The organism is Ruminococcus sp. YE71, from assembly GCF_900119155.1.
Lineage (GTDB): Bacteria > Bacillota > Clostridia > Oscillospirales > Ruminococcaceae > YE71.
This window is the reverse complement of sequence record NZ_FPIR01000001.1, coordinates 269957-296272: the sequence shown is the minus strand read 5'-3', so window position 1 is coordinate 296272 and position 26316 is coordinate 269957. Positions and strand designations below refer to the sequence as shown.

26 protein-coding genes are annotated in these 26316 nt (G+C 53.1%); 8 read left to right on the top strand and 18 right to left on the bottom strand.

The features are described from left to right. Window positions 1-11: 11 nt before the first annotated feature. The 10 genes from lysS to BT142_RS01280 form a co-directional block, all read right to left on the bottom strand. The gene (gene lysS / locus BT142_RS01320; RefSeq protein ID WP_072416397.1) at window positions 12-1601 is read right to left on the bottom strand and encodes a lysine--tRNA ligase; all 1590 of its coding nucleotides are present in this window, start codon (window positions 1599-1601) and stop codon (window positions 12-14) included. A gap of 17 nt (window positions 1602-1618) precedes the next feature. Continuing rightward, entirely contained in the window at window positions 1619-1816 is a 198-nt protein-coding gene (locus tag BT142_RS18925) for a hypothetical protein (protein WP_175545475.1), read from the bottom strand. Between the two features lie 170 nt (window positions 1817-1986). Next, window positions 1987-2817, bottom strand: a complete 831-nt coding sequence (gene atpG / locus BT142_RS01315) for an ATP synthase F1 subunit gamma (RefSeq protein WP_072416396.1) — start codon at window positions 2815-2817, stop codon at window positions 1987-1989. A gap of 4 nt (window positions 2818-2821) precedes the next feature. Beyond that, window positions 2822-4315: a F0F1 ATP synthase subunit alpha gene (gene atpA / locus BT142_RS01310; RefSeq protein WP_072416395.1), complete on the bottom strand. Its 1494-nt coding sequence runs from the start codon at window positions 4313-4315 to the stop codon at window positions 2822-2824. Continuing rightward, entirely contained in the window at window positions 4312-4842 is a 531-nt protein-coding gene (gene atpH / locus BT142_RS01305) for an ATP synthase F1 subunit delta (RefSeq protein ID WP_072416394.1), read from the bottom strand. The genes atpA and atpH overlap by 4 nt, the downstream gene beginning before the upstream one ends. Continuing rightward, window positions 4839-5345, bottom strand: coding sequence for a F0F1 ATP synthase subunit B (gene atpF, locus BT142_RS01300; protein WP_072416393.1), 507 nt, complete (start codon window positions 5343-5345; stop codon window positions 4839-4841). Before atpF ends, atpH begins: the two co-directional genes overlap by 4 nt. Window positions 5346-5355: 10 nt before the next feature. Then, the gene (atpE, locus tag BT142_RS01295; RefSeq protein ID WP_072416392.1) at window positions 5356-5643 is read right to left on the bottom strand and encodes an ATP synthase F0 subunit C; all 288 of its coding nucleotides are present in this window, start codon (window positions 5641-5643) and stop codon (window positions 5356-5358) included. A gap of 39 nt (window positions 5644-5682) precedes the next feature. Then, window positions 5683-6576 carry a F0F1 ATP synthase subunit A gene (locus BT142_RS01290; protein ID WP_084659260.1) on the bottom strand — a complete coding sequence of 298 codons (894 nt, stop codon included), beginning with the start codon at window positions 6574-6576 and terminating at the stop codon, window positions 5683-5685. Beyond that, window positions 6566-6973: a hypothetical protein gene (locus BT142_RS01285; protein ID WP_072416391.1), complete on the bottom strand. Its 408-nt coding sequence runs from the start codon at window positions 6971-6973 to the stop codon at window positions 6566-6568. Before BT142_RS01285 ends, BT142_RS01290 begins: the two co-directional genes overlap by 11 nt. Window positions 6974-7147: 174 nt before the next feature. Further along, window positions 7148-7777, bottom strand: a complete 630-nt coding sequence (locus BT142_RS01280; protein WP_072416390.1) for an orotate phosphoribosyltransferase — start codon at window positions 7775-7777, stop codon at window positions 7148-7150. A 241-nt stretch (window positions 7778-8018) separates the two neighbouring features. Between BT142_RS01280 and BT142_RS01275 the strand changes: the two genes are divergently transcribed. The 6 genes from BT142_RS01275 (at window position 8019) to BT142_RS01260 (ending at window position 14642) form a co-directional block, all read left to right on the top strand. After that, window positions 8019-10475 carry a right-handed parallel beta-helix repeat-containing protein gene (locus tag BT142_RS01275; RefSeq protein WP_072416389.1) on the top strand — a complete coding sequence of 819 codons (2457 nt, stop codon included), beginning with the start codon at window positions 8019-8021 and terminating at the stop codon, window positions 10473-10475. A gap of 405 nt (window positions 10476-10880) precedes the next feature. Next, window positions 10881-12752: an oligosaccharide flippase family protein gene (locus BT142_RS01270; RefSeq protein WP_072416388.1), complete on the top strand. Its 1872-nt coding sequence runs from the start codon at window positions 10881-10883 to the stop codon at window positions 12750-12752. 87 nt (window positions 12753-12839) lie between these two features. Further along, window positions 12840-13091, top strand: coding sequence for a YdbC family protein (locus BT142_RS01265; RefSeq protein WP_072416387.1), 252 nt, complete (start codon window positions 12840-12842; stop codon window positions 13089-13091). Window positions 13092-13109: 18 nt separating this feature from the next. Beyond that, the gene (locus BT142_RS18920; protein ID WP_175444866.1) at window positions 13110-13247 is read left to right on the top strand and encodes a hypothetical protein; all 138 of its coding nucleotides are present in this window, start codon (window positions 13110-13112) and stop codon (window positions 13245-13247) included. 3 nt (window positions 13248-13250) lie between these two features. Next, entirely contained in the window at window positions 13251-13424 is a 174-nt protein-coding gene (locus BT142_RS18915) for a DUF6472 family protein (protein ID WP_175444867.1), read from the top strand. Between the two features lie 15 nt (window positions 13425-13439). After that, on the top strand, window positions 13440-14642 hold the full coding sequence (locus tag BT142_RS01260; RefSeq protein WP_072416386.1) for an immunity protein YezG family protein: 1203 nt from the start codon (window positions 13440-13442) through the stop codon (window positions 14640-14642). A gap of 252 nt (window positions 14643-14894) precedes the next feature. On the opposite strand, the gene BT142_RS01255 is transcribed toward BT142_RS01260, so the two are convergent. Then, window positions 14895-15521, bottom strand: a complete 627-nt coding sequence (locus BT142_RS01255) for a hypothetical protein (RefSeq protein ID WP_072416385.1) — start codon at window positions 15519-15521, stop codon at window positions 14895-14897. Between the two features lie 531 nt (window positions 15522-16052). On the opposite strand from BT142_RS01255, the gene spoIVB reads away from it, so the two are divergent. Next, a complete protein-coding gene (gene spoIVB / locus BT142_RS01250) occupies window positions 16053-17246 on the top strand; it encodes a SpoIVB peptidase (protein WP_072416384.1) in 1194 nt (397 codons plus the stop codon). Between the two features lie 686 nt (window positions 17247-17932). Next, window positions 17933-18715, top strand: coding sequence for a sporulation transcription factor Spo0A (gene spo0A / locus BT142_RS01245; RefSeq protein WP_072416383.1), 783 nt, complete (start codon window positions 17933-17935; stop codon window positions 18713-18715). A gap of 57 nt (window positions 18716-18772) precedes the next feature. Here the strand turns inward: spo0A and BT142_RS01240 are convergent, their stop codons facing one another. The 7 genes from BT142_RS01240 to pgsA all read right to left on the bottom strand — a co-directional run bounded on the left by BT142_RS01240 (window position 18773) and on the right by pgsA (window position 26020). Further along, complete coding sequence (locus BT142_RS01240; RefSeq protein ID WP_072416382.1) at window positions 18773-20272, bottom strand: L-fucose/L-arabinose isomerase family protein; 1500 nt, start codon at window positions 20270-20272, stop codon at window positions 18773-18775. Window positions 20273-20330: 58 nt separating this feature from the next. After that, complete coding sequence (locus BT142_RS01235; protein ID WP_072416381.1) at window positions 20331-20753, bottom strand: hypothetical protein; 423 nt, start codon at window positions 20751-20753, stop codon at window positions 20331-20333. A gap of 59 nt (window positions 20754-20812) precedes the next feature. After that, window positions 20813-21238 (bottom strand): NUDIX domain-containing protein, encoded by a 426-nt coding sequence (locus tag BT142_RS01230; protein ID WP_072416380.1) that lies wholly within the window; start codon window positions 21236-21238, stop codon window positions 20813-20815. A gap of 122 nt (window positions 21239-21360) precedes the next feature. Then, entirely contained in the window at window positions 21361-22893 is a 1533-nt protein-coding gene (locus BT142_RS01225) for a prolipoprotein diacylglyceryl transferase (RefSeq protein ID WP_072416379.1), read from the bottom strand. 115 nt (window positions 22894-23008) lie between these two features. Next, entirely contained in the window at window positions 23009-23884 is an 876-nt protein-coding gene (locus tag BT142_RS01220) for a peptidylprolyl isomerase (protein WP_072416378.1), read from the bottom strand. Between the two features lie 89 nt (window positions 23885-23973). Beyond that, window positions 23974-25392 (bottom strand): cysteine--tRNA ligase, encoded by a 1419-nt coding sequence (cysS, locus tag BT142_RS01215; protein ID WP_072416377.1) that lies wholly within the window; start codon window positions 25390-25392, stop codon window positions 23974-23976. 52 nt (window positions 25393-25444) lie between these two features. Next, window positions 25445-26020: a CDP-diacylglycerol--glycerol-3-phosphate 3-phosphatidyltransferase gene (gene pgsA, locus BT142_RS01210; RefSeq protein WP_072416376.1), complete on the bottom strand. Its 576-nt coding sequence runs from the start codon at window positions 26018-26020 to the stop codon at window positions 25445-25447. Window positions 26021-26316: the final 296 nt, after the last annotated feature.

Sequence of the window (26316 nt, the reverse complement as noted above, 5' to 3'; positions counted from 1 at the left end):
TACAGCGTTTTTCAGTCAATCGACTTCATCGTCGGGAACAGCAGCACATCCCTGATAGCAGGCGAATTCGTCAGCAGCATTGCCAGTCTGTCAAGACCGTAGCCGATACCGCCTGTAGGAGGCATACCGATCTCGAGAGCGCGCAGGAAGTCCTCGTCGGTGCGGTTCGCTTCCTCGTCGCCCTGGCTGAGAGCCTCTTCCTGAGCCTTGAAACGCTCGCGCTGATCGACAGGGTCGTTCAGCTCGGAGTAGGCGTTGCACATCTCCCAGGTGTTGATGAACAGCTCGAAACGCTCAACAGTGTCGGGATGTCCGGGTTTCTTCTTGGTCAGAGGGCTGATCTCAATGGGGTGATCGGTGATGAAGGTCGGCTGGATGAGGTGCTCCTCAACGAACTGCTCGAAGAACAGGTTGAGAATATCGCCGCGCTTGTGACGCTCCTCGAACTCAACGTGGTGAGCCTTGGCCGCTTCGCGAGCCGCTTCAACAGTGTGTATCTCCGAGAAATCAACGCCGCTGTACTGCTTTACAGCCTCGATCATGGTCATCTTTGCGAAAGGCTTGCCCAGGTCGATCATGTGGTCGCCGTAGGGTATCTCGGTGGTGCCGCATACTTCGAGGGCGAGATGTCTGAACATCTCCTCGGTCAGCTCCATCATGCCGTGGTAGTCGGTGTAAGCCTGATACAGCTCCATCAGTGTGAACTCGGGGTTGTGACGTGCGTCAACACCCTCGTTTCTGAAAACTCTGCCGATCTCGTAAACTCTCTCAAGTCCGCCGACGATCAGTCTCTTTAAGTACAGCTCAAGGCTGATCCTGAGCTTGACGTCCTCGTCGAGAGCGTTGTAATGTGTCTCGAAAGGTCTTGCAGCCGCGCCGCCTGCATTGGAAACGAGCATCGGGGTCTCGACTTCCATGAAGCCCTTGTCGTCAAGGAAACGTCTGATAGCCGAGATCATCTTGGAACGCTTGATGAAGGTGTCCATTACCTCGGGGTTGCAGATGAGGTCGGTGTAGCGCTGTCTGTATCTGGTGTCCTGATCCTTCAGACCGTGCCACTTCTCGGGCAGGGGCTGGAGGTTCTTCGAGAGCAGTGTGAAGCTCTCAGCGTGAACGGAGATCTCGCCCATTCTGGTGCGGAAAACAAAGCCCGTAACGCCGACGATATCGCCGATGTCGCCCTTCTTCACGTAGCGGTCGAAGCTCTCCTTGCCGACTTCGTTCATGCGGACGTAGAGCTGTACCTTGCCGCTCTTGTCGCGCAGATCCATAAAGCTCGCCTTGCCCATCATTCTCTTGGACATAACTCTGCCCGCGATGCTGACTCTGCAAAGCTCGCGCTTTTTTTCCAGCAGAGCTGCCAGAGCCTCGGCGTCCTCGCCGGTCTGAGCCTTGCACTCGGCCTCTACAGCCTCATACTTTGCCTTGGCCTCAGCACAGCTTGCGGTCACGTCGAACTTTGTGATCTCGAACGGGTCGCAGCCCTCAGCCTTGAGCGCGTCGAGCTTCTCCATGCGTATTCTCTTGTATTCGCTGATCTGCTCCTGCGAGAGCTCTTCGGTCTCCTCGGGAGCAGCGGTGTTTTCCTTGATGTCACTCATTAATAAGTAACCGCCTTTCATTTTCTATTATATGTTGCCTGCAAGCCCCAGACTCCGATATGTATTGCTGCAAATAATAATCTACCGTGCTGTCTGCGGAGACTATTGGGGGAACCCCTTTTGAAAAAGGGTTCTCCCCCAAGCCCCCTTCCTAAAACTTCTGATTTTTTGGGCAGGGGGTATCTCTTTTCTAAAAGAACTGCAAAACTCATCATTCTGTGCTTTTTTTGTCAGAATGATACCCCTGCCCAAAATATTAAAAGTCTTTGGAAAGGGGTCTGGGGAAGAACCTTTCTTCAGAAAGGTTTTCCCCAGTAATTTTCGCAGTCAGCACGGTAAATCATCGTTTACGGCGATACACCGTGGGTTCGGGGCGTGCAAAGGATCAGTTTGCGCCTGCGCCTGCGACGATCTCGGTGATCTCCTGAGTTATCATCGACTGTCTTGCGCGGTTGTATTCGAGCTGTAGGTCGTCTATCATCTGCTTTGCGTTCTTGCCTGCGGAGTCCATCGCGACTCTTCGTGCGGACACTTCCGAAGCAAAACTCTCGCGCACGCAGGCGATTATCAGCCCTGTGATGTAGTCGGGCACGAACGACCTTAAAACCTCGTCCTCGCTCGGCTCAAAAACTATGCACGCTTCCGACTTTTCCGCGCTGCCGTCCGCGGTGATGGGGAACACCTCCACCGCTCTCGGCACCTGACTCATCATCGAAACGTACTCGGTGCAGATTATCGTCAGCCTGTCGAACTCACCTGCGACAAACTCTTCGCAGAGCCTTACCGCAAGTCCGTGAGCCTCTTCATAGCTGAACGTTTCCGCCGACATGAACCCGTCTCCGAGCCTGTCGCAGGATTTCTTCCCGACAGGTATTATCTCGGCGATATCCTTGTTCGGATAGTCGCGCAGAGTGCGGAAAATGCCTGCGTTGTAGCCGCCTGCAAGTCCTCTGTCGCCCGCGATGACGATGAGCTTTTCTCTGCCGCCCTCGCTTTTTTCGGGCTGACGCAGATAGGGGTTCTTACGGCAGGCAGGTTCAGCCGCCAGCCGTGAGATTATCGCGTGAGCACCGTTCGAGTACTCCTTCGCGGCGTCCATCGCCTCATTCGCCTTGCGTATCTTCGAGGACGCGACCAGACCCATCGCTTTTGTAAGATGCAGCGTGGAGTCGATGCTCCTTATCCTGCCCTTGAGCTTTTTGATGTCTGCTCCCACGCGATCACCTCGTCACTTCGGCAAGCGCCTTTTTCATCTCTTCGATGTCCTCGTTCTCGTAGTAACCGCTCTCAAGTCTCTGGAGAAGCGGCAGATATTTGCCTTCGAGCACCGCGTAAAGCTGCTGCTCGTATTCCGCAACGCCGTCAACGGGCACATCGTTGAGGTAGCCGTTGATGACAGCGTACACGATAGCTATCTGACAGCCGGGACGAACAGGCGCATTTCTGCCCTGTTTGAGCACCGCCACGATCCTGTCACCCAGTGCAAGACGCGCTTTTGTATCGGCGTCAAGGTCGGAGCCGTACTGTGCGAAAGACTGTAACTCTCTGTACTGCGAATACAGCAGTTTAAGAGTACCCGAGACCTTCTTCATGGCTTTGAGCTGTGCCGAACCGCCGACACGGCTTACCGAGATACCGGGGTTGATAGCAGGTATAACGCCCGAGTGGAACAGTTCCGTTTCAAGGAATATCTGTCCGTCGGTGATGGAGATGACGTTTGTCGGGATGTAAGCCGAAACGTCGCCTGCCTGTGTTTCAACGATAGGCAGAGCGGTGATGGAGCCGCCGCCGTACTCCTTCGCAACGCAGGCAGCCCTTTCGAGCAGTCTGGAGTGCAGATAGAATACGTCGCCGGGGTAAGCCTCACGTCCGGGCGGACGGCGGATAAGCAGAGAAAGTGCTCTGTAAGCCACCGCGTGCTTTGAAAGATCATCGTAAACGATCAGCACGTCCTTGCCCTGCTCTCTGAAATACTCAGCCATAGCGCAGCCCGAATAAGGCGCGATATACTGTAGCGGAGCACTCTCCGAAGCGGAAGCCGCCACGATAACGGTGTTCTTCATCGCGCCCGCTCTTTCAAGCTGGTTCGCGAGCTGAACGATAGAGGTGTTCTTCTGACCTATCGCAACATAGATGCAGATAACGCCCGTGTTTTTCTGATTGATGATGGTGTCGATAGCTATCTCGGTCTTACCTGTCTGACGGTCGCCGATGATGAGCTCACGCTGTCCGCGTCCGATGGGTATCATACTGTCGATAGCCTTGATACCGGTGTGCAGCGGCACGTTTACCGACTGTCTCTCGATGATGCCCGGGGCAGGGGACTCGATAGGGCGGGTCTCCTTCGTGTCGATGATACCCTTGTCGTCTATCGGTATACCCAGCGCGTTGACTACTCGTCCGAGCAGTGCTTCGCCCGCAGGCACAGAGAGAACTCTGCCCGTGCAGCGGACGCCCGAGCCTTCCTTGATATTGCTGGCATTAGCGAGGATAGCCGCCGAAACGGTCTCGTCCTCGAGGTTCTGGGCGATGCCGTAGCTTCCGTCCTCGAACTCCAGCAGCTCATTTGCCATGCACTGTCTGAGTCCGTAGATGGTCGCGATACCGTCGCCCGTCTGTATAACGGTGCCTGTCTCGTGCATCTCAGCCTTAGCGGAGTATGCCTTGATCTGCTCCTTTATGATGCTGCTGATCTCTTCAGGCTTTATCCTCACTTGTCGATCACTTCCTTGATTTCTTTTAAGCGGCGGCGAACGCTGCCGTCAATGATCTGTTCGTCTGTTTCGATAATGATACCGCCGAGTATCGAGGGGTCTACCTCGTAGCGTATCATAGCGGTCTGACCCGTCAGCACGAACAGCTTGTCGGAGACCTTTATCTTCTCGGTCTCTGTAAGCGGTACTGCGCTTGTGACCCTTGCCCTGACGGTGTTCGAGAAGTCGAGGAACATCTTCCTGAACTCATCGTAGCACTGCTCGAACAGGAACACATAGCCCCTTCTGCAAAGTATCTGCAAGAACGAGACGGTGTTCACCGAGAGCGCCTTCCCGAACGCCTCGTCGATAAGCTCAGAGCGTTTCGACAGGGGTATCGAGGGTGCGGAGAGTATAGCGCGGTAGGACGGGTTCTCGTCGAACGCCTGCGCTATTACCCTGAGCTCGTCGAGGTATTCGCGTTCGCGGCGTTCCTCGGCGGCTATCATGTACAGACCTCTTGCGTAATCTTTCGCGGTATCGTTCATGTGCTCTGTGCTCCTATCTTATCGAGGAAGGAGTTTATCAGCTCATGGTGCTTATCCTTGTCGATCTCGCTTTCGAGCACCTTCTCGACGATAGCCGAGGATACGTCCACGATCTCGCCTCTTATGCTGTCCGAAGCCTTCTTGTATTCAAGGTCAGCCTCAGTCTTAGCGGAAGCCACGATGTGCTCTGCTCTGTCCTTAGCCTCAGCCTCGATGCGTTCGCCGAGTATCTTCGCGTTTTCCGAAGCGGTCTTTACGATCTTTGAAGCCTCTTCATCAGCGGACTTCATCTTCTCGTCCCACTCGTCGCGGTCTTTTTCGGCGGCGGCTCTTGCGTCCTTAGCCTTTTCGTACTCGGCGTTCGCCATAGCCTCACGCTCGGCGAGCAGAGCCTTAACGGGCTTGAACAGCAGTTTTTTGAGGATAAGGAACAGTATCACCAGATTGCACAGCGATATGACGATCTGCCATATGTTGATGGAAATTACGTCTAATGACTGCATAGTTCCTCACTTACTTTCCTACGTTTTCCATGAGTATGTTCACGAGTCTGCCGGGTGCTACGAATATCAGCAGGATAGCGATAACGAGCGCATAAAGACCTGTGGTCTCTGCAACTGCGCAGCCCATGAGCATGGTAGTGGTGACCTGACCGCGGCACTCGGGCTGTCTGCCGATAGCCTCGCAGGCCTTTGCTACTGCGTTACCTTCACCGATACCGGGTCCGATACCTGCGATCATAGCAGTACCTGCGCCAAGTGCGCAAGCTCCTAAAATAATACCTATTGCAAGCTCTAACATTTTACTTACCTCCATATGGTTTGGTTGGTTTGACGTGAATTATTTTTCTGCTGTTTTTGCAGAATGTCTTCTTGCGTATTCATCCGCGGGGAACGCTCCCGATACATAAAGCATGGTCAGCATCGCGAAGATGTACGCCTGTAAAAGTCCGCTGAACACATCGAAGTAGATCGAAAGCACGGCGGGGATACCTATCCTGAACAGCGGGAACTCCCCGATGAATCCGGGCAGATGTCCCAGCACAGCCGACGAAAGACCCTGAAGTCCTGCCGCTATGAGTACGGATATTACCGAACCCGACAGGATGTTTCCGTAGTGACGGAAAGCCATCGAAACGGGCGTTGCGAACTCGCTTATGATGTTGAGCGGCGCGAGGAAGCCCACGGGTTCTCCGAAGCTCTTGCAGTAAACAAGAGGTCCGCATTTCATCTTGTAGTAGGTGATGAGCGCGAACGTGAGTATCGCCCATCCTGCCACGACGTTCAGGTCGGAAGTGGGCGCGAACAGACCCGTCAGCGACAGCAGGCTCGAAAATGCCGAAAGTGCCAGCATCGCCGCGATGAACGGCGCGAACCCGTCGAAGTAGCCGTCCATGTTCTCCTTAATGAGACCCTCAGCCTTTTCGACTATCCACTCGGCTATGTACTGCCTTTTTGTAGCCACCCTTGCGCGGATGCCGTGGGTAAGGTACAGGCAGAGACCCGTCACCGATATCATAACCAGCCAGGAGTTCACCTGTGCCTCGGTCAGGACGAAGTCCTGTATCGGTGCGTGAACGCTCAGGTAAATGAGCGCACCTTTTATCGCTATCCCTTCCGACTCGGGGGTGAACAGTGCCTTGAGCACCCATCCCGCGACTATCGGAAGTATCATCATGAGTATGAGCAGAACGTCCGCCGCTCTGAAGGCAGCCGTTTTGCTTTTATTCTCCATGAGTTTCACCTCGATTCACGGTGTCCTCATTCCTTGTGAAGAACACCCTCAGATAAGCCGCTATCCTCGGGAACAGCAGCGGCAGCAGAGCCGACCATATCGAAAAGACGGGCACCACCGCGCCTATCACCGCGACCCCCAGCAGCATGAAGCTCCTCAGCGTCTGCGAAAGTTTTGCGTAGTCCCTTGCGTTCTTTTCGTCCGACTCGCCTTTTTGCAGCGTTTTCTCTACCGTGCGGCACATCAGGTAAAAGTTCAGCACCGCGAAGGGCGCAGACCACAGGTTGCCGAGCAGCACCTTGTAGTCCCATTTCCCGATGACGAGGAACACTGCCTGCAAGGCAGCCGAGAGTATCAGTTCCCATACGGCTATATATTTCGTTTCCTGTTTTATCACCGCAGAATTGCCGATACAGACCAACTCCTTAACAAAAAACGCACAAGGCGGGCGAATGCACCACCTTGTGCGGCAGGTTAAAAAAGCCCAAGCATAATTATACCATGGATAATTACGTTCTGTCAAGACTTTTTTAACTGATTTTCTGTATTTTTGGACTAATATACTATTGGATCACAGTTTTGAGTAGCCAAAGCTGTTTATAAGTGCATCGACCTTTCTTCCGCTGCGGCACATGGGGCATTCGTTGGACATATAGTTGCCGTACTCGGGCAGATCCTCGTCGTGGAAAACTGCCTTTATCTCAACGTCGCCGATCTTGTCAACAGCCGAGAAGATAGCGCCTACGCCGATCAGCTGACCGTTGTAGTACTGGAGGCAGTCGAGTGCGCGGTTGATGCTCTTACCTGTCGAAGCCGAAGCCACGAGCACCAGCACCTGCTTGCCCCAGATCTTCTTCTGGGTGTTGTCGCGGAAGATCATCTGGTTGTTGGAGTTCAGCTCGGGGGTAACGAGCGAAATGTCCTGACCGTTGTTGATGCCCGTCTGAGCAAGCTGCTCCGCGAGGAAAGCGCCGATTATCTCGGTGCCCTCAAGACAGATGATGGTATCTACCTGCTTTGAGCTGTAGTCGGCGGCAAGCTCCTTTGCGGTCTCTCTTGCCATTTTCAGACCTGTCTTTATCGAGGTCATGTCAACGTAGTAATTAACGTGCGAGTGGTTGGTTGCAAAATGCCCCGGTATGATGCCGAGCTGTATCCTGCTGTTCTTTTTCGATTCAATAAACTGTTCGCGACTTTCCATGATTAAAACCTCCTGATAAAAGTAGTCTGCTCTACTATTATAACATATTATTGACCCTTTTGCAACAGTTTTTTTGCAAATCAGGTGAAATTTTTTTCACATTCGGCAAAATGTTTGACAAGGCGTTTTATATATGTTATAATAGTTAATGTATCACCGGACGTGGGAACATCCCCGAAAGAAAAAAATAATGCGGTGAGATTTGTGTAAAATATCGGAAGGAAAACGGAGGAAGGGTAATTTGTCATTTTTAAAGAAACTGCTGGTGACGGCTGCCGCGTCTATCGCTGCGGCTTCCTGCTTCGCACTGGATGCGAGTGCGGCTAACGGTTCGGGAGCTTACGGGGCGAGCATACCGTCTTACGGCTCATCGTTCGAGATAGATGTGGTGAAGGACTGCAAGGCCGATCCGTCGGGCGGCAGCGACAGCTATTCTGCGATTCAGAAGGCTCTGTCACAGGCGTCGAAAAAGTCGTCTGGAACAAAGTGCGGTATCGTAAAGGTGCCGTCGGGTACCTACAATATCTCGCAGAGCCTGCATATAGGCAGCAATACTCAGCTCATACTCGATGACGGTGCCACGATAGTCAGATGCTTCGACAGCGGCTGCATGATATACAACGACGCCAGCGGCGCGGGCGGCTATGACGGCGCTTCAAATATACTCATTCAGGGCGGCAGATGGGACGGCAATACCGACAACTACGGCAGCGCCTATACTTTCTCGAACCTGCGCCTTGCACACGCGAACAACGTCGTGCTCAGGAACATGAAGGTGCTCAACAACAAGAACGGGCATCACATGGAGATAGGCGGCGTTTCGGGGCTTACGATAGAGGGCTGCTATTTCAGCGGCTATACGGGCGCTCTCCTCAAGGAAGCGATACAGCTCGACGTCATGAACTGCGATGAGCTCTTCACGGGCTTTCCGCCCTTTGACGATACCGCCTGCAATAACGTCATAATCAGGAACAATACTTTCGCCGACATCCCCCGCGGTATCGGCTCGCACTCCGCGGTGCCGGGCGTTTACTATACAAACATCACGATAGAGAACAATACCTTCACGGGTATCTCAAACATCTGCATGGTGCTGTATAACTACAAGCACTGCACCATAAGCGGCAATACGATCACAGACAGCGCGGCAGGCATAACCTTCAACTATATGTCGGATGAGAGCTTCCGCCATTTCTTCCCGCCTGTCAACGGCTTCCAGTGGGCGCTGGACAATATGAACAGCGACGCTGATACCGTTATCTCGAACAACACGATAACCACTCAGCAGATGTGGCTGCAAAACTACCCCTACGGCATCAAGATATACGGCTCGTATGTCAACGGTACCAACAATTATCCCGGTGCGGATTACGCGGTCAGCAACGTTGACATCCGAAACAATACCCTTACCTGCGCCGATGCGGCAGTCCTGCTCACCGATGTGTACAACAGCCGCGTGTCGGGAAATGCCATTTCTTCAAACGGCTCGGTCACGAATGTCGAGAGCTACCTCATCTCGGGGAATTACTGCTATTCCTGCGAGATCTCGGGCAATACCGTCAGCGGTGCCCTCAAGAGCGGCATCAACCTCTCGAATGTTCAGGACTCCACACTTTCGGGCAACACGATAAGCAATTGCCAAAGTCTCGGTATCCTCTCCGATAACTGCTCGAATACCAAGATAAGCGGCAACAGCTTCACGGATAACACTACGGGCGGCATCAAGGTCGGCAGCGGCTGCGAGAAGATCACCTGCTCGGAGAACGTGATAAAGAACTGCGGCGAATACGGCATCAAGGTCGCCGAGTGCGGTACGGGCAAGGACATCAAGATAAAATCCAACGACATCACGGGCGTTGCCAGCGGTATCACCTGCGTGAAAAACGGCAGGGCATACCTCTCGGGCAACTCCTTTGAAGCGGTCACCGATAAGGTCTACGCCGACGCGGCAGACCTCGTGACCCTCCTCAAACCCCGCAATTTCACCGCCGAGGAGATAACCTCCGACAGGATAAAGCTCACATGGCAGTCCATCAGCGAGGCCGACGGCATCCACATCTACCGCCGACAGGCAGGCTCTGCGGACTTCGTGAACATCGCGTCGGTTGAGAGCGGCTCGATATTCCAGGATGAGAGCCTTGTTCAGGGTACGAATTATTACTACATGATGATACCCTACATCGAGTACGGCGAAGAGACCTCCGAGACAAAGCCGTCGTCGGAGATAGCCGCCCGTACCAAGATAAACCTACAGACCGCAGTTATCGACTGCGTGGCTGAAACGGGCTTCACTTCGCGCCCCGTTATGCCGCGGTTCACCGTTACGGCAGACGGCACAAAGCTCACAGCAGGCATTGATTATAATTATACATACTCGAACAACATTTTCGCAGGAACAGCTAAGATAACCGTTACGGGCAGAGGAAACTGCATCGGCTCCTGTGAACAGACTTTCGAGATAAAGCTCGGGGCACCGCAGGGTCTCGGCGGCGTACAGCTCCGCCCAAGCCCCCTCGGCAGCATCGAGAAACGGACGTACATGGTGAGAGCGGTCAGACAGCCCTCCTCCCTCTACGCCCTCAGCGACACCCGCATCCTCGCCCCCGTGAGAGTCATCGACTCCATCACGATAGGTCTGCCCTACCGCATGACCTCCGAGTCCGCCCTCTGGACAGGCAGCGGCTACAGCTACTTCTGAGGCGGTTATTAAACGGGGAGAATATTGCCGGGGTAAACCCGCCTTAGCTTCGCACGTCCGCCATTCCAAAGACTTTTAATATGTTGGCAGTTGGATCTGTTCGGGAAGATAGGCTCTCGACATTTCAAGAGTGACATCCGAACGATTAACGCCAAATGGTGCGTTACGCTCACATGAACGTCTTTTTGGCAAGGGGCAGACAAATTAAGAGAAGAACTACTACTTTCCCGACCAGCACAATGTCGGGAAGAAATACCCCCCCCTTGCCAAAAAGTATTAAAAGTTTTAGGAAAGGGGTTTGGGGGATAACCCTTTTTCAGCCGTGCGAAGCTAAGGCGGAGGGTCTTCCCCCAATAAAGCCCCGCCCCCACACCGCGGGCAAATGGAAAGTAAGGAAAAGGATAAATGGCTGAAAAGAAGTCGGATTACAAAAAGCTCTTTTCAAACACGCTGATATTTGCGTTAGGGTCGTTCAGCTCGAAGGTGCTGATGATCCTGCTTGTGAGTGTTTACACGAACTATCTCACGAAAGCAGAGCAAGGAATTAACGAGATCATACAGCAGATAGCGAACTGGCTGATACCTGTTGTCACGATGACGATAAGCGAGTCGGTCATACGTTTCGGACTGGACAAAGCATACGACAAGAAGAAAGTATTCACGGTAGGCAATCTCGCCTGTCTGGGCGGTTTTGCGGTGCTTGGCATCGTACTGCCGATAGTGACGGTATCGGGTGTTGCCGACAAGTATCTGAACGGCTATTCGCTGCTCATCTACATCTACATCGTGGCGGCGTCGCTGAAACTTGTCTACTCGAACTTTCTGCGTGCGATCGAAAAAGTGCGGCTGTTCGCGGTCAACGCCATCGTCAACACCCTGCTGACGCTTATCGGCACGGTGCTGTTCCTGATAGTGTTCCGCATGGGCAACAAGGGCTACCTCTACTCGATAATCGCCGCCGATCTGCTTTCGGTGGTATTCATGTGTTTTGCGGCGAAGCTGTGGAAGTACTTCGACCTTCTGCATCCCGACAAAAAAATGGTGCGCCTGATGCTCTCGTATGCGATACCGCTGATACCTGCGCAGATAATGTGGCTCATCACCAACAGCTCGGATACGTTCATGACCACCCACTACCTCGACAAAGAGGCTACGGGCGTGCTGAGCGCATCCTACAAGATAGCAAACCTCGTTTCGACCGTGTATCTTATGTTCGGTCAGGCGTGGAATATGTCCGCCGTCCTTGAGGACGACAGCGACGACCGCGACGAGTTCTACTCGAACGTGTTCTACCTCAATCAGTGCCTGCTCTACATCTTAGCGGCAGGATGCCTGATGATATGCGCACCGCTCACACAGATCTGGATGGGCGAGTCGGTGTGGGAGAGCATGAGATACTCGCCGATACTCATCTACTCCACGATATTCTCCTGCTTCACGACCTTCATGGGCTCGATATACCTTGCCTCCAACAAGACGGGGCGCTCACTGGTGACGAGCCTGATAGCAGGTGTTATAAACGTGACCCTCAATATCATACTGATACCGCGCATCGGTCTTTACGGTCCGCCGATAACGACTGTTGTGAGCTATATCGCGGTGTTCGTAGTGCGCTGCTTCGACTCGCGCTCGATAGTACCCTTTGAACTGAATATCCGCAAGATAGTGATAAATGCGTCCCTGCTGGCGGGGATGACCTTCGTCACCGTCATGCAGAACCTGAATCACGGCTTCAAGGTCGCGGCTTACATCGTGCTTCCGCTGATGTTCATACTGATAACGGCTATGAACATCAAGCCCGTGTGGGCAGCCGCCATGAAACTCATGCCCGCAAAGATCCGCGGCATCTGCGAACGCATCGGCAACGCAAGGCTGATAGCGATGGGATTTGCGGCGGCGGCATTTGCGGTGGTGTGCTTCCTGTGGCATATGGTGCTTACAGTCACCTGCCTTGTGGTGTTCTCGGCGGCGGCGGCCTTCGGCGTGAAGAAAGAGAACCTGCTCATCCGTCTTGGCGGACTCGGCGGTATCTTCCTGACGGTGTGGGCGGCATACGGCATCAGCTGTGCGCTTATCGCAGTACTGGTGCTCTGCGCCCTCGACTATATCTTCCAGCCCCATGATGTTATCTGCGCAGTCGGTGCGGCGGCGCTCATCGGCACAATGGGAGCAGTCTTCGGCGTATGGGCGGGAGTTTTCACCCTTCTTGTGGTGACGATTCTTGCGGTCATCGGCAATTACAGGAGGATCGCGAAGTTCCTCGATAGGCACATATAGACACGAAATTCACGAATACATCAGGGGAGCAACCCCTGTGGATATACAACAGCACTATACAAAACTTTTATAAAGGAGAGATTAAAAATGGCAGAATTAACATTTGAGATCACGGAACAGCTCGGAGTACTTTCCACCAATGCAAAGGGCTGGACTAAGGAACTGAACAAAGTAAGCTGGAACGAAAGGGAGCCCAAGTACGACCTTCGCGAGTGGAATCCCGATCACAGCAGGATGGGCAAGGGCGTTACCCTTACCGACGAAGAGGTCGAGAACCTCAGAAAGATACTCAACGGCGAGGAGATCGAGGACGATATCGACGAGGCAGACTTTGTCTGATACCGAAAGGAGCACAGCATGAAAACAGCAGAGAAGATCTTTATAGCCATCGGCATCATAACATCCCTGTGTGCCGTTGCTGCGGTAATAGTTCACTTTGTGTGTGCAGGCAACAAGAAATATTATCCCGTCTCGAAAACTACAGTCGAGGTCTGAGGGGTGTCACAGTGTGAGACCTGCGCATATTATGCGTACGACGAAGAATACGAGGAATACTTCTGCACGGTCAGCCTCGATGAGGACGATCTGTACCGCCTGAATTCCGACCCGAAGGGCTCATGCCCCTACTACAGGAACGGCGACGAGTACGCGGTGGTTCGCAGACAAAATTGAAAGGATTGGATTAAAATGGCTTTATTTGGCAAGAAGAAAAAGACCGAGGAATCTGACGGTTTCGGCTTAAATCCCGAGGATTTCGGCGAAGATGCCGAGGAGATGCAGGCACTGCTCGATCAGCTCAATTCCGAGGATTTTGACCCCGATTATGTCTCAGATGATGATTCGGAAGAAGGTATGCTGACAGGTATCGACGGTGAACTCGCTGAGGTCGTGCAGGCTCTCAACGAACAGGAGAAGATCAACGCAGCCAACAGGATCGAGGCTGTCAAGGATACCGACGACGATCAGCAGGACGGTGAGTCGGCTGACGAGAACGCAGAGGATAAGGAACTCACCCCCGAGGAAGAGTTCAAAAAGACCAGCACCGAGCTTTGCCACCGTATCCGCCTTCTGTTCCCGCAGCAGATGCTGGTGGGACTCTACCACGGCGAACTTTCGGGCGGCGACTATGTTGACGATTTCTGCTGCTACGTCGTGAACGGCGAATTCATCGACCGCGATGAGATACCTACAAAGTGCGGCATGAGCTACGCCGATATGGTCTCCCGCGAGGATAAGCTGATGCAGGCGTTCTTCAGATTCCGCAAGTCCGCCGAGGCTTATATGAACAAGCCCTGCAACGGCGTTACTATCACCATCATCAACAACGGACAGGTGAAGCTCGACGTTCTGTCCACCGAGCTTGACCCCGAGGGCGAGGAAGAGCGCTTCTCAAGGTTCCGCGAGATCGTTGTCCGCAGCGACCCGAAGAACCTTCCCCCCAGACTTACCAAGGAACAGTCCGAGGTGATCGCACAGAAGACCGCCGAGACTTATAAGGACCTCGGCACCGAGTTTTTCAGCTTCCTGCCCGAGGCTGAGTTCAAAAAGGCGTATTTCTACTGCGAGATAACCGACGGCGGTGCATTCTACCACCACCGTATGGTCCTTGAAGACGGCACTATCCTCGACGGCGATGAACTCTACGACCGCTTCGATATGGATAGGGAAGAGGCAGAAAAGAACCGCATGGAGATCGTCCGCATGATAATTACCGTAAGACAGATCTTCATGAACGATAACCAGAAACCGTTCTCGACTATCACCCTGACAGTGACCTCGAAGGGCGAGTTCCGCAGCTTCATGGGCTTCGAGCAGATCGACCCCAGCGGCGAACAGGAAAGACTCGCCGAGTGGAAAGAACACTTCGATGGCACCGAGGTAATGGAATAACCCACAAACACAAAGAGCACCCGACTACCCAAGTCAGGTGCTCTTTTTTGTGTGCGGTTTTTTACCGGGGGAAGCTAAGGCGGCCCCCATTCCAAAGACTTTTAATATGTTGGCAGGCAGATGTGGTTGGGAAGATAGGCTCTCTCCGCTTTCTGTAGGGCGGGGGCTTGCTCACGCCACTCGACCCGTGCCGTCGAATGAAGCGTTACGCACTCACAAACGTCTTTTTGGCAAGGGAAAGCCGGTACTCTCTCACTTAACGATGCTATCCACAGGCGCGTTGTCGCGTATCTGTTTTTCTTTGCGTTTTTTGGCGATGTATTTCACGATGCCGTAGGTCATGATGGCGATGCCGAGGGCGGTCACGACGAGGATGGGGTAGAGGTAGCCCATGTACTGCCTGTCCATGTCGGCGATGTCGGGTGTCACGCCGAATTCTTTCATCCTGCGGCGGATGTCGGCGACGACCCTTCGGCTTGCGTAGAGGAACAGCAGCGAACCGCCTACGGTCAGATACCCCTGCAATATGTATCTTTTGCAGAAACTCAGGACGATACCAGCCAGCATGATGAGATCGGCGGTGAGGAACAGCGCTCCCGAGTGTTTCGGGATGTTCTCGGCGAGCCCCGTAAAATCGCCCACGATCATCATGCCGCCGTAGTAGAATCCCCAGTACCAGAACGCGCCGAGCATCAGCACGGTCAGCGACAGCATGAAAATATTCGCATAGCCGCGTCTCGCACTTCTGCGAAGCCTTTTGGCGGCCTTGCTCTCGCGGTGTTTTGCCGCCTCACGCTCCTCGAGCTCTTCCTGCTCGGCGAGCTTTTTTCTTTCGTCCTGACGCTGTTTTTCTTTTTGAAGTCTGCTCTTTTTTGACATATTTTACCTCGGTCAAGCTGTATAATTAACGTATCGAACTATAATATTATACCACATCGCCAAAATAAAATCAAGCAAAATAATGTCACAAGTGCCAATGAAAAAAATACTTGACTCCAACACCGAATCATAACAGCTTTTTGTGCCGAAAATATAATCACACATTTTTTTAACACCATTTAAATGGGTAATTTTGGGAAAGCCCCTCAGCCTTAGTTTCACACGGCTGAAAAAAGTTATACCCCAAACCCCTTCCCAAAAGCTTTTAATACTTTTTGCTTGCGCATGACAGGAAGATGGCAGTACTTTTTCTATACAGCCGTCTCATGCCCAAAAGACGTTCAACGGTGGTATACGCATAGTTGAGCGTTTCAGACGTGGTGCGGCGAGAGCCTATCTTCTCGAACACATCCAACTGCGAACATATTAAAAGTTTTAGGAAAGGGGTTTGGGGGATAACCCTTTTTCAAAAGGGTTTCCCCCAAGAAGATCCGCACAAATGAAGTCAAGAGAGTCCCCAAGGAGGTCAGAATGAGGAGAATGAGGCATATTCCGCAGTCGGCGGCGGCGATACTTTCGGCTGTGTGTACTGCGGTGATGATGACAGTAGGATATTACGGCACGGCGCTGCCTGACAGTTTCACGAACGAGCGGGGCAGAGTGCTGACGCTGTCCACGCGGCTGCCCGTGACGGCAGCGGCGGCGGTGGAATGCGGCGACAGCGGCAGCCGACAGGTGAGCCTGCGGCTGTTCGGGAGCGTGCCTATCAAGGAAGTGAGGGAAACGGCAGTGGAAAGACCAACGCTCATCGCCTGCGGACAGGCTTTTGGGATAAAGCTCGTGACCGACGGCGTAATGGTCATCGACCTGAAAAAGCTCAGCGGACGCTGTCCTGCGTCGGAAGCGGGGCTGAGGATAGGCGACGTTATCGAGGAAGTGAACGGCGAACGCGTCGGCTCGAACAGCCGCATCAGTGAGCTCATCCGAAGTTCGCGTGGGGAGGACTGCACCATCAGCTACCGCCGCGGCGAACAGCAGCGCGAGTGTACCCTCACCCCTGTGTTCAGCGAGGGCAGCTATCGGGCAGGGATGTGGGTGCGCGACAGCTCGGCAGGCATCGGCACGCTGACTTTCGCCGATCCTGCCACGGGCGCGTTTGCGGGGCTGGGACACTCCATCTGTGACGCCGACACCCACGAGCCCCTGCCGCTCTCCCACGGCAGCGTCACCGAGGTCGAGCTCAGCGGCTGCACTAAGAGCACCAAGGGTGAGCCCGGACAGCTCATCGGCGAGTTCACCGACCGCGACATCGGCGAGCTGATCCTCAACTGCGACGGCGGCGTTTACGGCGAGACCGACTGCCTGCCTGACGGCGAAGAGCTTCCCCTCGGTTTCGCGCAGGAAGTCCGCGAGGGCAGCGCCTATATCCTGGCTCAGCTCGACGACGGCGGCGTGAAGCGGTACAACATCACCATCGAGCGCGTCTCCCCCATCGACTGCGACCACGACCTTATCATCAAAACGTCCGATAAGCGCCTGCTGCGCAAGGCAGGCGGCATCGTGCAGGGCATGAGCGGTTCGCCGATAATCCAGAACGGCAGGCTGGTGGGCGCGGTCACTCACGTTTTCGTGGACGACCCGACGGGCGGCTACGGCATCTTCGCCGAGCGGATGTACACCTGCTCCCTCGGAGCCGCCAAGTCCGAGACCCGTGCCGCAGGCTGACCGATCCTGTCGGCAAATGTCGAAAAATGCCCCTTGCCGTCGCTCTCCGACGCTTTTCTTCACTTCTGGTCGCACAAAGCCGAAATATCACAAATAGTGATATTGTACGTCAAAAAATGGTGCATTATGTACGAAAACGACGATAAAAATATGACATAATTTCCAAAAAACTATTGCTTTTCACGATAAACTGTGCTATAATCAGAATACAGACGAACCAAAGCCCCCCGCCCCGCCTTCCTGTACGGCTTTCTTTTCTTCATGAGTGCGGGAATATTGGGGGAGACCCTTTTGAAAAAGGGTCTTCCCCCAAACCCCCTCACTAAAACTTTTAATACTTTTTGGCTTGTGGTGCTTCTTCACTATTTTGTGTTGGTCGTGAAGTGTGTGGTTCTATTCTTTAATAGTCTGCACCTTGCCAAAAAGACGTTCAATAGAGTGTAACGCAGCATTGAGCGTCTTTGTCAGATGGTCTCTCGTGAAACGGGAAGAGCCAATCTTCCCAACCACAACCAACTGCCAACATATTAAAAGTCTTTGGAATGGGGGCTGCCTTAGCTTCCCCCGGTCAATCAAGCACTCATGAGAAAAAGAAAGCCCGACAGGAAAGGCGATTGGATGGGACACTTCGTGCGCACAGAAGACTGCTTCGTTAGACTATATCACAAATTTCGGAGGAAATAGCAATGAATGAGAAGATAAAGATACTGATAGGCGACGACACGGCACAGTTCGGCGTAAGCTGCGCGTCTGTGCTGAGGCAGAGTGGATTTTATGTAATAACGCGGCCGAAGAACGGGCAGACTGTATACGAAGCGGTTATTGCGGAGCGTCCCGACGTTGTGGTGATAGACGCGGTGATGCCTGTTCTGGACGCCATCGCGCTGATAAAGAAGATAAGCGAGCAGGGCAGTGTGAAGCCGTACTTCATCGTAACGGCGTCATACGTCAACGAATTTCTGGAGCAGCAGGTGATGAACGCGGGCGCGTCCTACTATATGCTTCGCCCGTTCGAGCCCGAGATGCTGGGCGACCGCATCAAGGCGCTGTTCGACATCGACACGGACATAGGCGAGCGGATGTCGGCACGAAGCGAGCGCCGTCCGAATCTCGAAATAATCGTCACGGACATAATCCACCGCATCGGCGTCCCCGCGCACATCAAGGGCTATCATTACCTGCGCGAGGCGATAATCCTGTCGGTAGGGGACAAGGAGATGCTGGAGAGCGTGACGAAGCTGCTGTATCCTGCGGTCGCGAAGAAGTTTTCGACCACGTCGTCGCGAGTCGAGCGTGCGATTCGCCATGCAATAGAGATAGCGTGGGACAGGGGCGACCTCGACATACTTAACAGCTACTTCGGCTACACGATAAGCACGGGCAAAGGCAAGCCCACGAACAGCGAGTTCATAGCCCTCATTACCGACAAGATCTGTCTGAAATACAAAGCCGCCCTGGCAGCGGTATAATAAAAAAAGGCAGTACCCTTAACGGATACTGCCTTTTGGCGTAGATCTTACGAAATATTACTTAAACGGATTTTCCTTGTGATAACGGAAGTTTGCGGGACGGTTGAATTCAACGTCTTCGATTCCGAGGAGATCGAGCAGAGCGTAGATCTGCTTGCCGTAGTGACCGAAGATTACCGAACCGTGGTGCGGATAGCCCTTCTCGATCAGCACATAGCGGTAGAATCTCGCCATCTCCTTGATACCGAAGATACCGATGGTACCGAAGGATCTTGTGGGAACGTCCAGAACCTCGCCCTGTGCGGCATAAGCGCGGAAGGTAGCGTCGGAAGTGGACTGGAGACGGAAGAAGGTGATCTCGCCTGCCTTGATGTCACCCTCAAGGGTACCTCTGGTGATGTCGGGCTCCTTGTCGGGCTCAAGACCTCTGTGCATGATCTTCTGATACTTCATAACGGGGCTGTTCATGATGGAGCAGCTGCCGTTACCGCAGTGGAAGCCCATGAACAGGTCACGCTGAGTGTAGTTGAACTTGCCCTCGATATCCTCGCGGAAGATGTCGCCCGGAACGGTGTTGTTGATGTCAAGCAGGGTAACGATCTTGTCGGAGATGCACTCGCCGATGTACTCGCTGAGAGCGCCGTAGATGTCTACCTCGCAGGAAACGGGGATGCCCTTTGCGCAGAGTCTGCCGTTGACATAGCAGGGAACGAAGCCGAACTGTGTCTGGAATGCGGGCCAGCACTTGTTAGCGAAAGCGATGAACTGTCTCTCGCCCTTGTGAGCCTCAGCCCAGTCGAGCAGAGTCAGCTCGTACTGTGCCAGACGGGGCAGGATGCCGGCCATCTTGTTGCCTGAGCCCAGCTCGGCAGCCATCTCGTCAACGAGAGCGGGGATGCGTGCGTCGTCCTTGTGCTCGTTGTAAGCTGCGAACAGGTCGAGCTCGGAATTCTCCTCGATCTCAACGCCGAGATCGTACAGTCTTGCGATAGGTGCGTTGCAGGCAAGGAAGTCCTGGGGACGGGGGCCGAAGCTGATGATCTTTAAGTTCTTCAGACCGACAACAGCGCGTGCGATCGGGATGAACTCTGCGATCATGTCAGCAACTTCGGGAGCGGTGCCGACAGGGTACTCGGGTATGTAAGCCTTGATGTGACGGAGCTTTAAGTTGTAGCTTGCGTTGAGCATACCGCAGTAAGCGTCGCCTCTGTTGTCGCCGAGCTCCTTGCCGCAGTCGTCCTCGGCAGCCGCTACGAACATAGCGGGACCGTCGAAATACTTAGCCAGCAGAGTCTCGGGAGTCTCGGGACCGAAGTTTCCGAGGTAAACAACGAGAGCGTTGCAGCCTGCCTCGTTCACCTCAGCGAGAGCCTTTCTCATGTCCTTCTCGTTCTCAACAACGGTGGGACATTCAAACAGCGACTTGGCGCAGTACTTCTCGGTGTAAGCCTTGACTACTGCCTTTCTGCGGTTTTCGGACAGGCTCATGGGGAAGCAGTCTCTCGAAACTGCCACCAGACCGAGCTTGACCTCGGGGATGTTGGGTAGATTGTTCATGGTTTTTATACCTCCTAAAGTTAAATAGACTGAAAATAAAGCGCTTCAGGGCAGTTCGTCACTTCTCTCTGCCCCAGCGGATATTGACAGCGAACCTTTCGCCGCAGGCAGGGCACTTGGTGTTGTGTTTTCCCTTGACCCTCGGGAGCCGCAGCGTGCGCTTGCAGTTCGGGCACTTCTTGAAAGCGTAGTCCTCGCTCTGTTCGTAGCGCTTTTTCGCCTTGGCGATGGAGCCGCGGAGCTTCTCCGTGTGGGCGAGCACCCATTGGTTCTCGCTGCTGCGTTTCGGGATGTTTTTCGACAGTGAGCGGAACATGGTCACAGCGAATACTGCCATACTCACCAGATGCAGCGTCCATGAATGTGCGAAGACGTTCACGACGACCAGTATAAGATACAAAGCCGTGAGCATATAGGCGGTCTCATCTGCGCCGTATCTTCCCTGCATAAACTGACCTAATCTGTTCCTGAATCCGTTCATGTCGATATTCCTTTCTAAAACTCCCTTTTTATAAAAGTGTTCCTTAGATAAATCAGAATTTATCTAATATTCCAGGTTTGCTCTATGGCCCAACTTTGAATTTCCAAATACATTTTCCCTTTTATATCTTCAAATCTCACATATTTAAATTCATGATCAGGCTCCACAGGCTCCTTGACCTTATTCAGAAGTCTTCCAAGATAGTATTTTTGTATTGGATGGAAATAGCCTATGGTAGGATGAAGCATATATGCTTCCGCAGATCCGACTTCTTTAACTATTTCTACTTCATATCCTGCCTCTTCAATGCATTCTCTCTTAATGCACTGAAAATCGGACTCACCAGAATCCAAGCCGCCTCCCAACAAGAAAAATCCCTTAGGAGTTTCTACAACCCCTACCTCATCTCCTCTAATTGGAATAATATATGCACCTTGCCTGTCATAATATTTCTCGTGTTCCTTCTTGCCAAAAATCTTATGCATATTTACCTCTATAAATTCCGATTTATCTTATTAGCAACACAAAAGTAAAAAGGAATTTCTAAAAAACAATGGAGTGCCGCAATCAACACTCCATTGTTGCCCTATATCCTGCTGTGTCGGTATCAGGAATTAGGATTCTTCTTTGAATACTCTGTCTGACGGTCATAGATCTCCTTGACGGAGTACTTCTTGACTGCCTTCTCATTTACCTTGATACCTGCGGACTCTATCCAGCCGTTGATAAGATCTTCAAACTCAGTGTCCTTGATCTCGTGGCGGAGGGTGTCCTTATTTTCTTCAACATAATCTGTTCTCTCTGCGATGTCATCGGTGATGAAGAGCACGTAGGAGCTCTCGCTCTCGGTGTACAGCGCAGCCTTGTTGTACTCCTGATCCTTGATGGTCTTTATCATATCGGCGTACTTTTCGTCATAGCTTTCGCTGGTGGTATCCAGATATGTAGAAGCGTTCATTACATATTCGTTAGCGTAGGGATCCTTAGCCTCTTCCTCGCCCGAAGTTACCTCAAGTCCGTCGTCGGAAGAAGTATCCCCATCGGTGGTCTCGGTCTCGTCGGCAGTGCTTTCGTCAGCCGCGCTCTCATCTGCGGTGCTTTCGTCGGCAGTGCTCTCGGTCTCTTCGGAAGTGCTCTCGTCAGCGGTGCTTTCCTCAGCTGTAACAGCGCTCTCGGTGACCGACTCGGTGTTCTCAGCCTCTAAGGAAGTGATCTCACCCTCGGAAACGGTGCTCTCGCCCTCGCTTGCGGAATCCTCGGTGCTTTCAGCGCTCTCGGAGGTATCGGCAGCAGACTCGTCAGCCGCGCTGCTGTCAGCAGCACTCTCACCGTCGGCAGCGCTTTCGTCGCCGTCCTCGATCTCGGTGCTGTCGCCTGCCTCGGGAGCCTCAGCGCTCTCGGCAGCCTTCTTAGCTTCCTGATAAGCGTTGTACTCGTCGATGATAGCGTCGAATCCCTCGAAGTCAACATCCTTAGCCTTCTCGTAGTACTCGTTGAGGAGTGCCTCAGCTTCTTCGTTCTCGGACTTCTTGGTCTCTTCGTCCTCAGCGGCGCTCTTTGCGATGGAGATCATCTTATATCTGATATAGTTCTCATTGACGTATGACTGGAGAGCGTCTGCGGTGACCTCATCTGTGCCGCCGTCAGCGTAGTAGTGATCGAAGATGGCCTTCTTCTTGTAGGAATGCTCGGTGCAGACCCTGAAGCTCTCCTTGCTGACGCCTGCGTACTCATACATTCCGCCGCCGCTCTCCCATGTGGAAGAAACGGTGTTGTTGATAGCCTCGATATCCTCATCGGAAAGCTCAAGACCAAGCTCCTTGAACTTAGCGTCCACCGCAGCCATTTCCTTAGTGGTCTTGAGAGCGTTCTCCTGAACTACCTCGACAAAATCCTTGCCGTCGATCTTCTGGGAGAATGCGTCATCGGCATTCTGCAAAGAACCCGAGTAGTAGAGGGTGTACATCTGGGAGTTCGTCTCGCTGATGATGTTGTAGATATACACGCCTGCCTTGATCTCCTCGTCGCCGACCTTCATAGCGTAGCTGGTCGAAGAACCGCATCCTGTAAGACTGCCGGACACGAGTAAAGCAGCACAGCATACTGCCGCTGCTCTTTTTATTGAGATGAGCTTTTCCATTTTCTTTTACTCTCCTTGAGAAATTGTTTTTATATCATTACTATTATAGTCCATTTTTGCCGTCAAGTCAATAGTCTGACCCAAAAATCAGCGATTTTTCAGACTTTTATCACACTCACTGCTCTTCCTGTGAGCTTTTGGTCACAGAAAAGAACTCATCGTTCTTGTTTTCGCCGTAAGTGGAAAGATATACTTTTGTGAATCTGAGCGACTCAGTAGGGCGGATGTCGGCGTTCTTGCCGTTCTCGTCGCCCTTGTTCACCACCGCAGCCCTCAGCAGCTGTTCGTAAGCGTCAAAGCCGTCGTACACCTGTGCGAAGATGGTGTACTGCTGAGAGAAGTTCGGAACGCCGCCCTTCTCCTTGAAAGCGTTGTTGAGCTTTTCGTTGTCGCTTGCGGAATCGAGCTGTTCCTTCAGCTCGTCGGTGAAGTCGATAGTCCCGATGAAAAGGTCGCGGCTGCCCGCCTGTATCGTCGGGTCGAAGAGGCTCTTCTTGTTGCCGTAGCCTGCCACAGCCCCGTAGAAAGGCCACAAGTCCTTGGATTTTTCGGGGTCGTGTTCGGACTTGTCGGTGTTATCGTCGTCGATACCGTCGGAATTCTTCGCGCCCGCCATGAAGTACACGCCTTCCTGCACCGCGAAAACATAAGTCCCGTCGTAGTATCCCGACTCCACAAGTCCCTTGTAGTACTCGCAGTACTCGGGAGCCTGCTCGGGGAACAGCACCGCCTTGAAAGTGCCCTTGTCGGTCTCGTACACCACTACGGGCGTATCGTCCGAGGGCAGTTCAAACTGTATCAGCTCAGCCGAGGAGTAGTCTATCTTGTTTTTCTGCTCTTTTTTGAGCGAGACAGCGTAGATTATCCCGAACACCAGCACGAACACCATAGCGATAAGCGAGAACTGGAAGTACGCCATCATCCTTCTGCGTGCGTGGGGCACACCGAGGGTGGAGTTGTTCGCCTTGTCTACGATAGGTTTGTTTTTCATGTATTACAGTTTTTTCCTTTCGCGCAAAAAGATAAGCATCGGGAGATAAGGAGCCGCCTTTTCGGGAAACTCCTGTCTCTGTTCACATCTTACTTTTTGTATACCTTAGTGCCCTGACGGGTCTCTTCGATGACCCAGCCGAGGGAAGTTATCTTGTCTCTGAGCTCGTCGGCCTTCGCAAAGTCCTTAGCCTTGCGTGCCGCCTTGCGCTCCTCCACGAGAGCCGCTATCTCCTCGGGGATGTCCTCCGCCTGAGCGTCGGCAGCGTCGTTGAGCGCCTTTGCGTGAGCAGTCAGACCGAGGGTCAGCACCTTGTCGAAGTCCTCGATGAGTGCCAGCTTTGTAGCCTCGTTGGTGTCAGCCTTGAGCACATCGTACAGAACGGTGATGCCCTGGGCGGTGTTGAGGTCGTTGCCGAGAGCCTCGTTGAAAGCACCTTGCAGCGTACCGAACTTCGCCTTGTCCACCTCGCCCTGTGCGTTCTTCATGAGGGACGCGATCTTCGCCACGAGCTTTTCGTAAGCCGCCTTTGCGTTGTCAAGGTTGCCCCAGTCGAACACGAGGGTCTTTCTGTAGTGGGACTGCAAGCAGAAGAAACGGTATACCATCGGGTCGTAGCCCTTCTGTTCAAGCAGGGAAACGGTGAGGAACTCGCCCTTCGACTTGCTCATCTTGCCCGATACATCGTTGAGGTGGTAAACGTGGAACCAGTAGTTGCACCACTTGTGCCCGATGTACGCCTCACTCTGTGCGATCTCGTTGGTGTGGTGGGGGAACTGGTTGTCGATACCGCCGCAGTGCAGGTCAAGGTATTCGCCGAGGTTCTTCATGGAGATGCAGCTGCACTCGATGTGCCAGCCTGGATAGCCCACGCCCCAGGGAGAATCCCATTTCAGCTCCTGCGAATCGAACTTCGACTTTGTGAACCACAGCACGAAGTCCGCCTTGTTTTTCTTGTTGCCGTCAGCCTCAACGCCCTCGCGGACGCCGACTGCCAGGTCTTCCTCGTTCACATCGCCGAAAACGTAGTACTCTTTGAGCTTCGAGGTATCGAAGTAGATGTTTCCGCCAGCCTCGTAAGCGTAGCCCTTCTCGATAAGCGAGGAGATGACCTTGATGAAGTCATCGATGCAGGAAGTCGCAGGCATAACAACGTCGGGAGTCTTGATGCCGAGCTTTGCGCAGTCGGCAAAGAACGCGTCGGTGTAGAACTTCGCGATCTCCATAACGGTCTTGTGCTCGCGCTTTGCGCCCTTGAGCATCTTGTCGTCGCCCGTGTCGCCGTCGGAGGTCAGATGACCGACGTCGGTGATGTTCATGACTCTGGTAACGTCAAGACCCGTGTAGCGCAGGTACTTCTCCAGCACGTCCTCCATGATGTAGGTGCGCAGGTTTCCGATGTGTGCGAAGTGGTAAACGGTAGGACCGCAGGTGTACATCGAGAACTTGCCCGCTACGTTGGGTACTACTTCTTCCTTTTTTCTTGTGAGCGAATTGTAAAGTATCATTTTATTTCACCTTTATAATATTATTTTCTAAATACAATTGTTTGTCAGCACCTTACTTGCTCGGATCGATGTACTGCCAGTACTGCTTCAGATAGATGCCGCCCGAAATAACGGTGAGTACAGTCGCTATCCAGATGAGCACTTCGTTTATCGCAAAGACAACGCCGTGGTCGAGGACGGTTATCATGCCGCTCGGACCAAAGAAGATGTCCAGCGCCATCATGCCGATGACCGCGACCATCGTGAATGCGGTCTTGACTTTGCCCCACATTCCCGCGGCTGCGACCACGCCCTCTTTCGCGGTGACAAGTCTCAGTCCCGATACCATGAATTCACGGGCTAAGATGATGATGACCGCCGCAGGGTCGCACCAGCCCAGCGCTGTAAAACATACAAGCGCCGACATGACCAGCATCTTGTCCGCCAGCGGGTCTAAGAATTTGCCGAAACTGGTGACAAGGTTCTGCTCTCTCGCGATCCGCCCGTCGAACCAGTCGGTGATAGATGCCGCCGCAAAGAAAAAGATAGCCAACCACACGTTTCCGGGCAGCTTGTCTATCATCAGTGCCGCGACAAAGAACGGTATCAGCACAACTCTGAGTACCGTCAGCTTGTTTGGAAGATTCATTTCTCTTTCCCTCCGTAACTTTCCTTTTCTATTTCCCGCTCCGCCCGTGCTTGTGAGTGCGGGTCTTTCTGGGGGAAACCTTTCTGAAGAAAGGTTCTCCCCTTGCCGTGCGAAGCTAAGGCGGCCCCCATTCCAAAGACTTTTAATGTTGTTGTCAGTTGGATGTGGTCTGAAAGATAGTCTTTCACCATTTCAAAAGATGCTGTCTGACAAATATCGCTAAACGACGACAGAACCACTGTTGAACGTCTTTTTGGCAAGGGGCGTGCAGTTTTGAAGCAGAAGAACAAACTTCT

Excerpts from the sequence above, each read along its gene's own strand:
- atpE (WP_072416392.1), bottom strand. The coding sequence starts at position 5,643 with ATGTTAGAGCTTGCAATAGGTATTATTTTAGGAGCTTGCGCACTTGGC.
- BT142_RS01280 (WP_072416390.1), bottom strand. The coding sequence starts at position 7,777 with ATGGAAAGTCGCGAACAGTTTATTGAATCGAAAAAGAACAGCAGGATA.
- spoIVB (WP_072416384.1), top strand. The coding sequence starts at position 16,053 with ATGAGGAGAATGAGGCATATTCCGCAGTCGGCGGCGGCGATACTTTCG.
- atpF (WP_072416393.1), bottom strand. The coding sequence starts at position 5,345 with ATGCAGTCATTAGACGTAATTTCCATCAACATATGGCAGATCGTCATA.
- BT142_RS18925 (WP_175545475.1), bottom strand. The coding sequence starts at position 1,816 with ATGATGAGTTTTGCAGTTCTTTTAGAAAAGAGATACCCCCTGCCCAAA.
- lysS (WP_072416397.1), bottom strand. The coding sequence starts at position 1,601 with ATGAGTGACATCAAGGAAAACACCGCTGCTCCCGAGGAGACCGAAGAG.
- cysS (WP_072416377.1), bottom strand. The coding sequence starts at position 25,392 with ATGATACTTTACAATTCGCTCACAAGAAAAAAGGAAGAAGTAGTACCC.
- BT142_RS01235 (WP_072416381.1), bottom strand. The coding sequence starts at position 20,753 with ATGAACGGATTCAGGAACAGATTAGGTCAGTTTATGCAGGGAAGATAC.
- BT142_RS01225 (WP_072416379.1), bottom strand. The coding sequence starts at position 22,893 with ATGGAAAAGCTCATCTCAATAAAAAGAGCAGCGGCAGTATGCTGTGCT.
- BT142_RS01230 (WP_072416380.1), bottom strand. The coding sequence starts at position 21,238 with ATGCATAAGATTTTTGGCAAGAAGGAACACGAGAAATATTATGACAGG.
- BT142_RS01220 (WP_072416378.1), bottom strand. The coding sequence starts at position 23,884 with ATGAAAAACAAACCTATCGTAGACAAGGCGAACAACTCCACCCTCGGT.
- BT142_RS01265 (WP_072416387.1), top strand. The coding sequence starts at position 12,840 with ATGGCAGAATTAACATTTGAGATCACGGAACAGCTCGGAGTACTTTCC.
- pgsA (WP_072416376.1), bottom strand. The coding sequence starts at position 26,020 with ATGAATCTTCCAAACAAGCTGACGGTACTCAGAGTTGTGCTGATACCG.
- BT142_RS01290 (WP_084659260.1), bottom strand. The coding sequence starts at position 6,576 with ATGGAGAATAAAAGCAAAACGGCTGCCTTCAGAGCGGCGGACGTTCTG.
- BT142_RS01240 (WP_072416382.1), bottom strand. The coding sequence starts at position 20,272 with ATGAACAATCTACCCAACATCCCCGAGGTCAAGCTCGGTCTGGTGGCA.
- spo0A (WP_072416383.1), top strand. The coding sequence starts at position 17,933 with ATGAATGAGAAGATAAAGATACTGATAGGCGACGACACGGCACAGTTC.
- atpH (WP_072416394.1), bottom strand. The coding sequence starts at position 4,842 with ATGAACGATACCGCGAAAGATTACGCAAGAGGTCTGTACATGATAGCC.
- BT142_RS01255 (WP_072416385.1), bottom strand. The coding sequence starts at position 15,521 with ATGTCAAAAAAGAGCAGACTTCAAAAAGAAAAACAGCGTCAGGACGAA.
- BT142_RS18920 (WP_175444866.1), top strand. The coding sequence starts at position 13,110 with ATGAAAACAGCAGAGAAGATCTTTATAGCCATCGGCATCATAACATCC.
- BT142_RS01270 (WP_072416388.1), top strand. The coding sequence starts at position 10,881 with ATGGCTGAAAAGAAGTCGGATTACAAAAAGCTCTTTTCAAACACGCTG.
- BT142_RS01260 (WP_072416386.1), top strand. The coding sequence starts at position 13,440 with ATGGCTTTATTTGGCAAGAAGAAAAAGACCGAGGAATCTGACGGTTTC.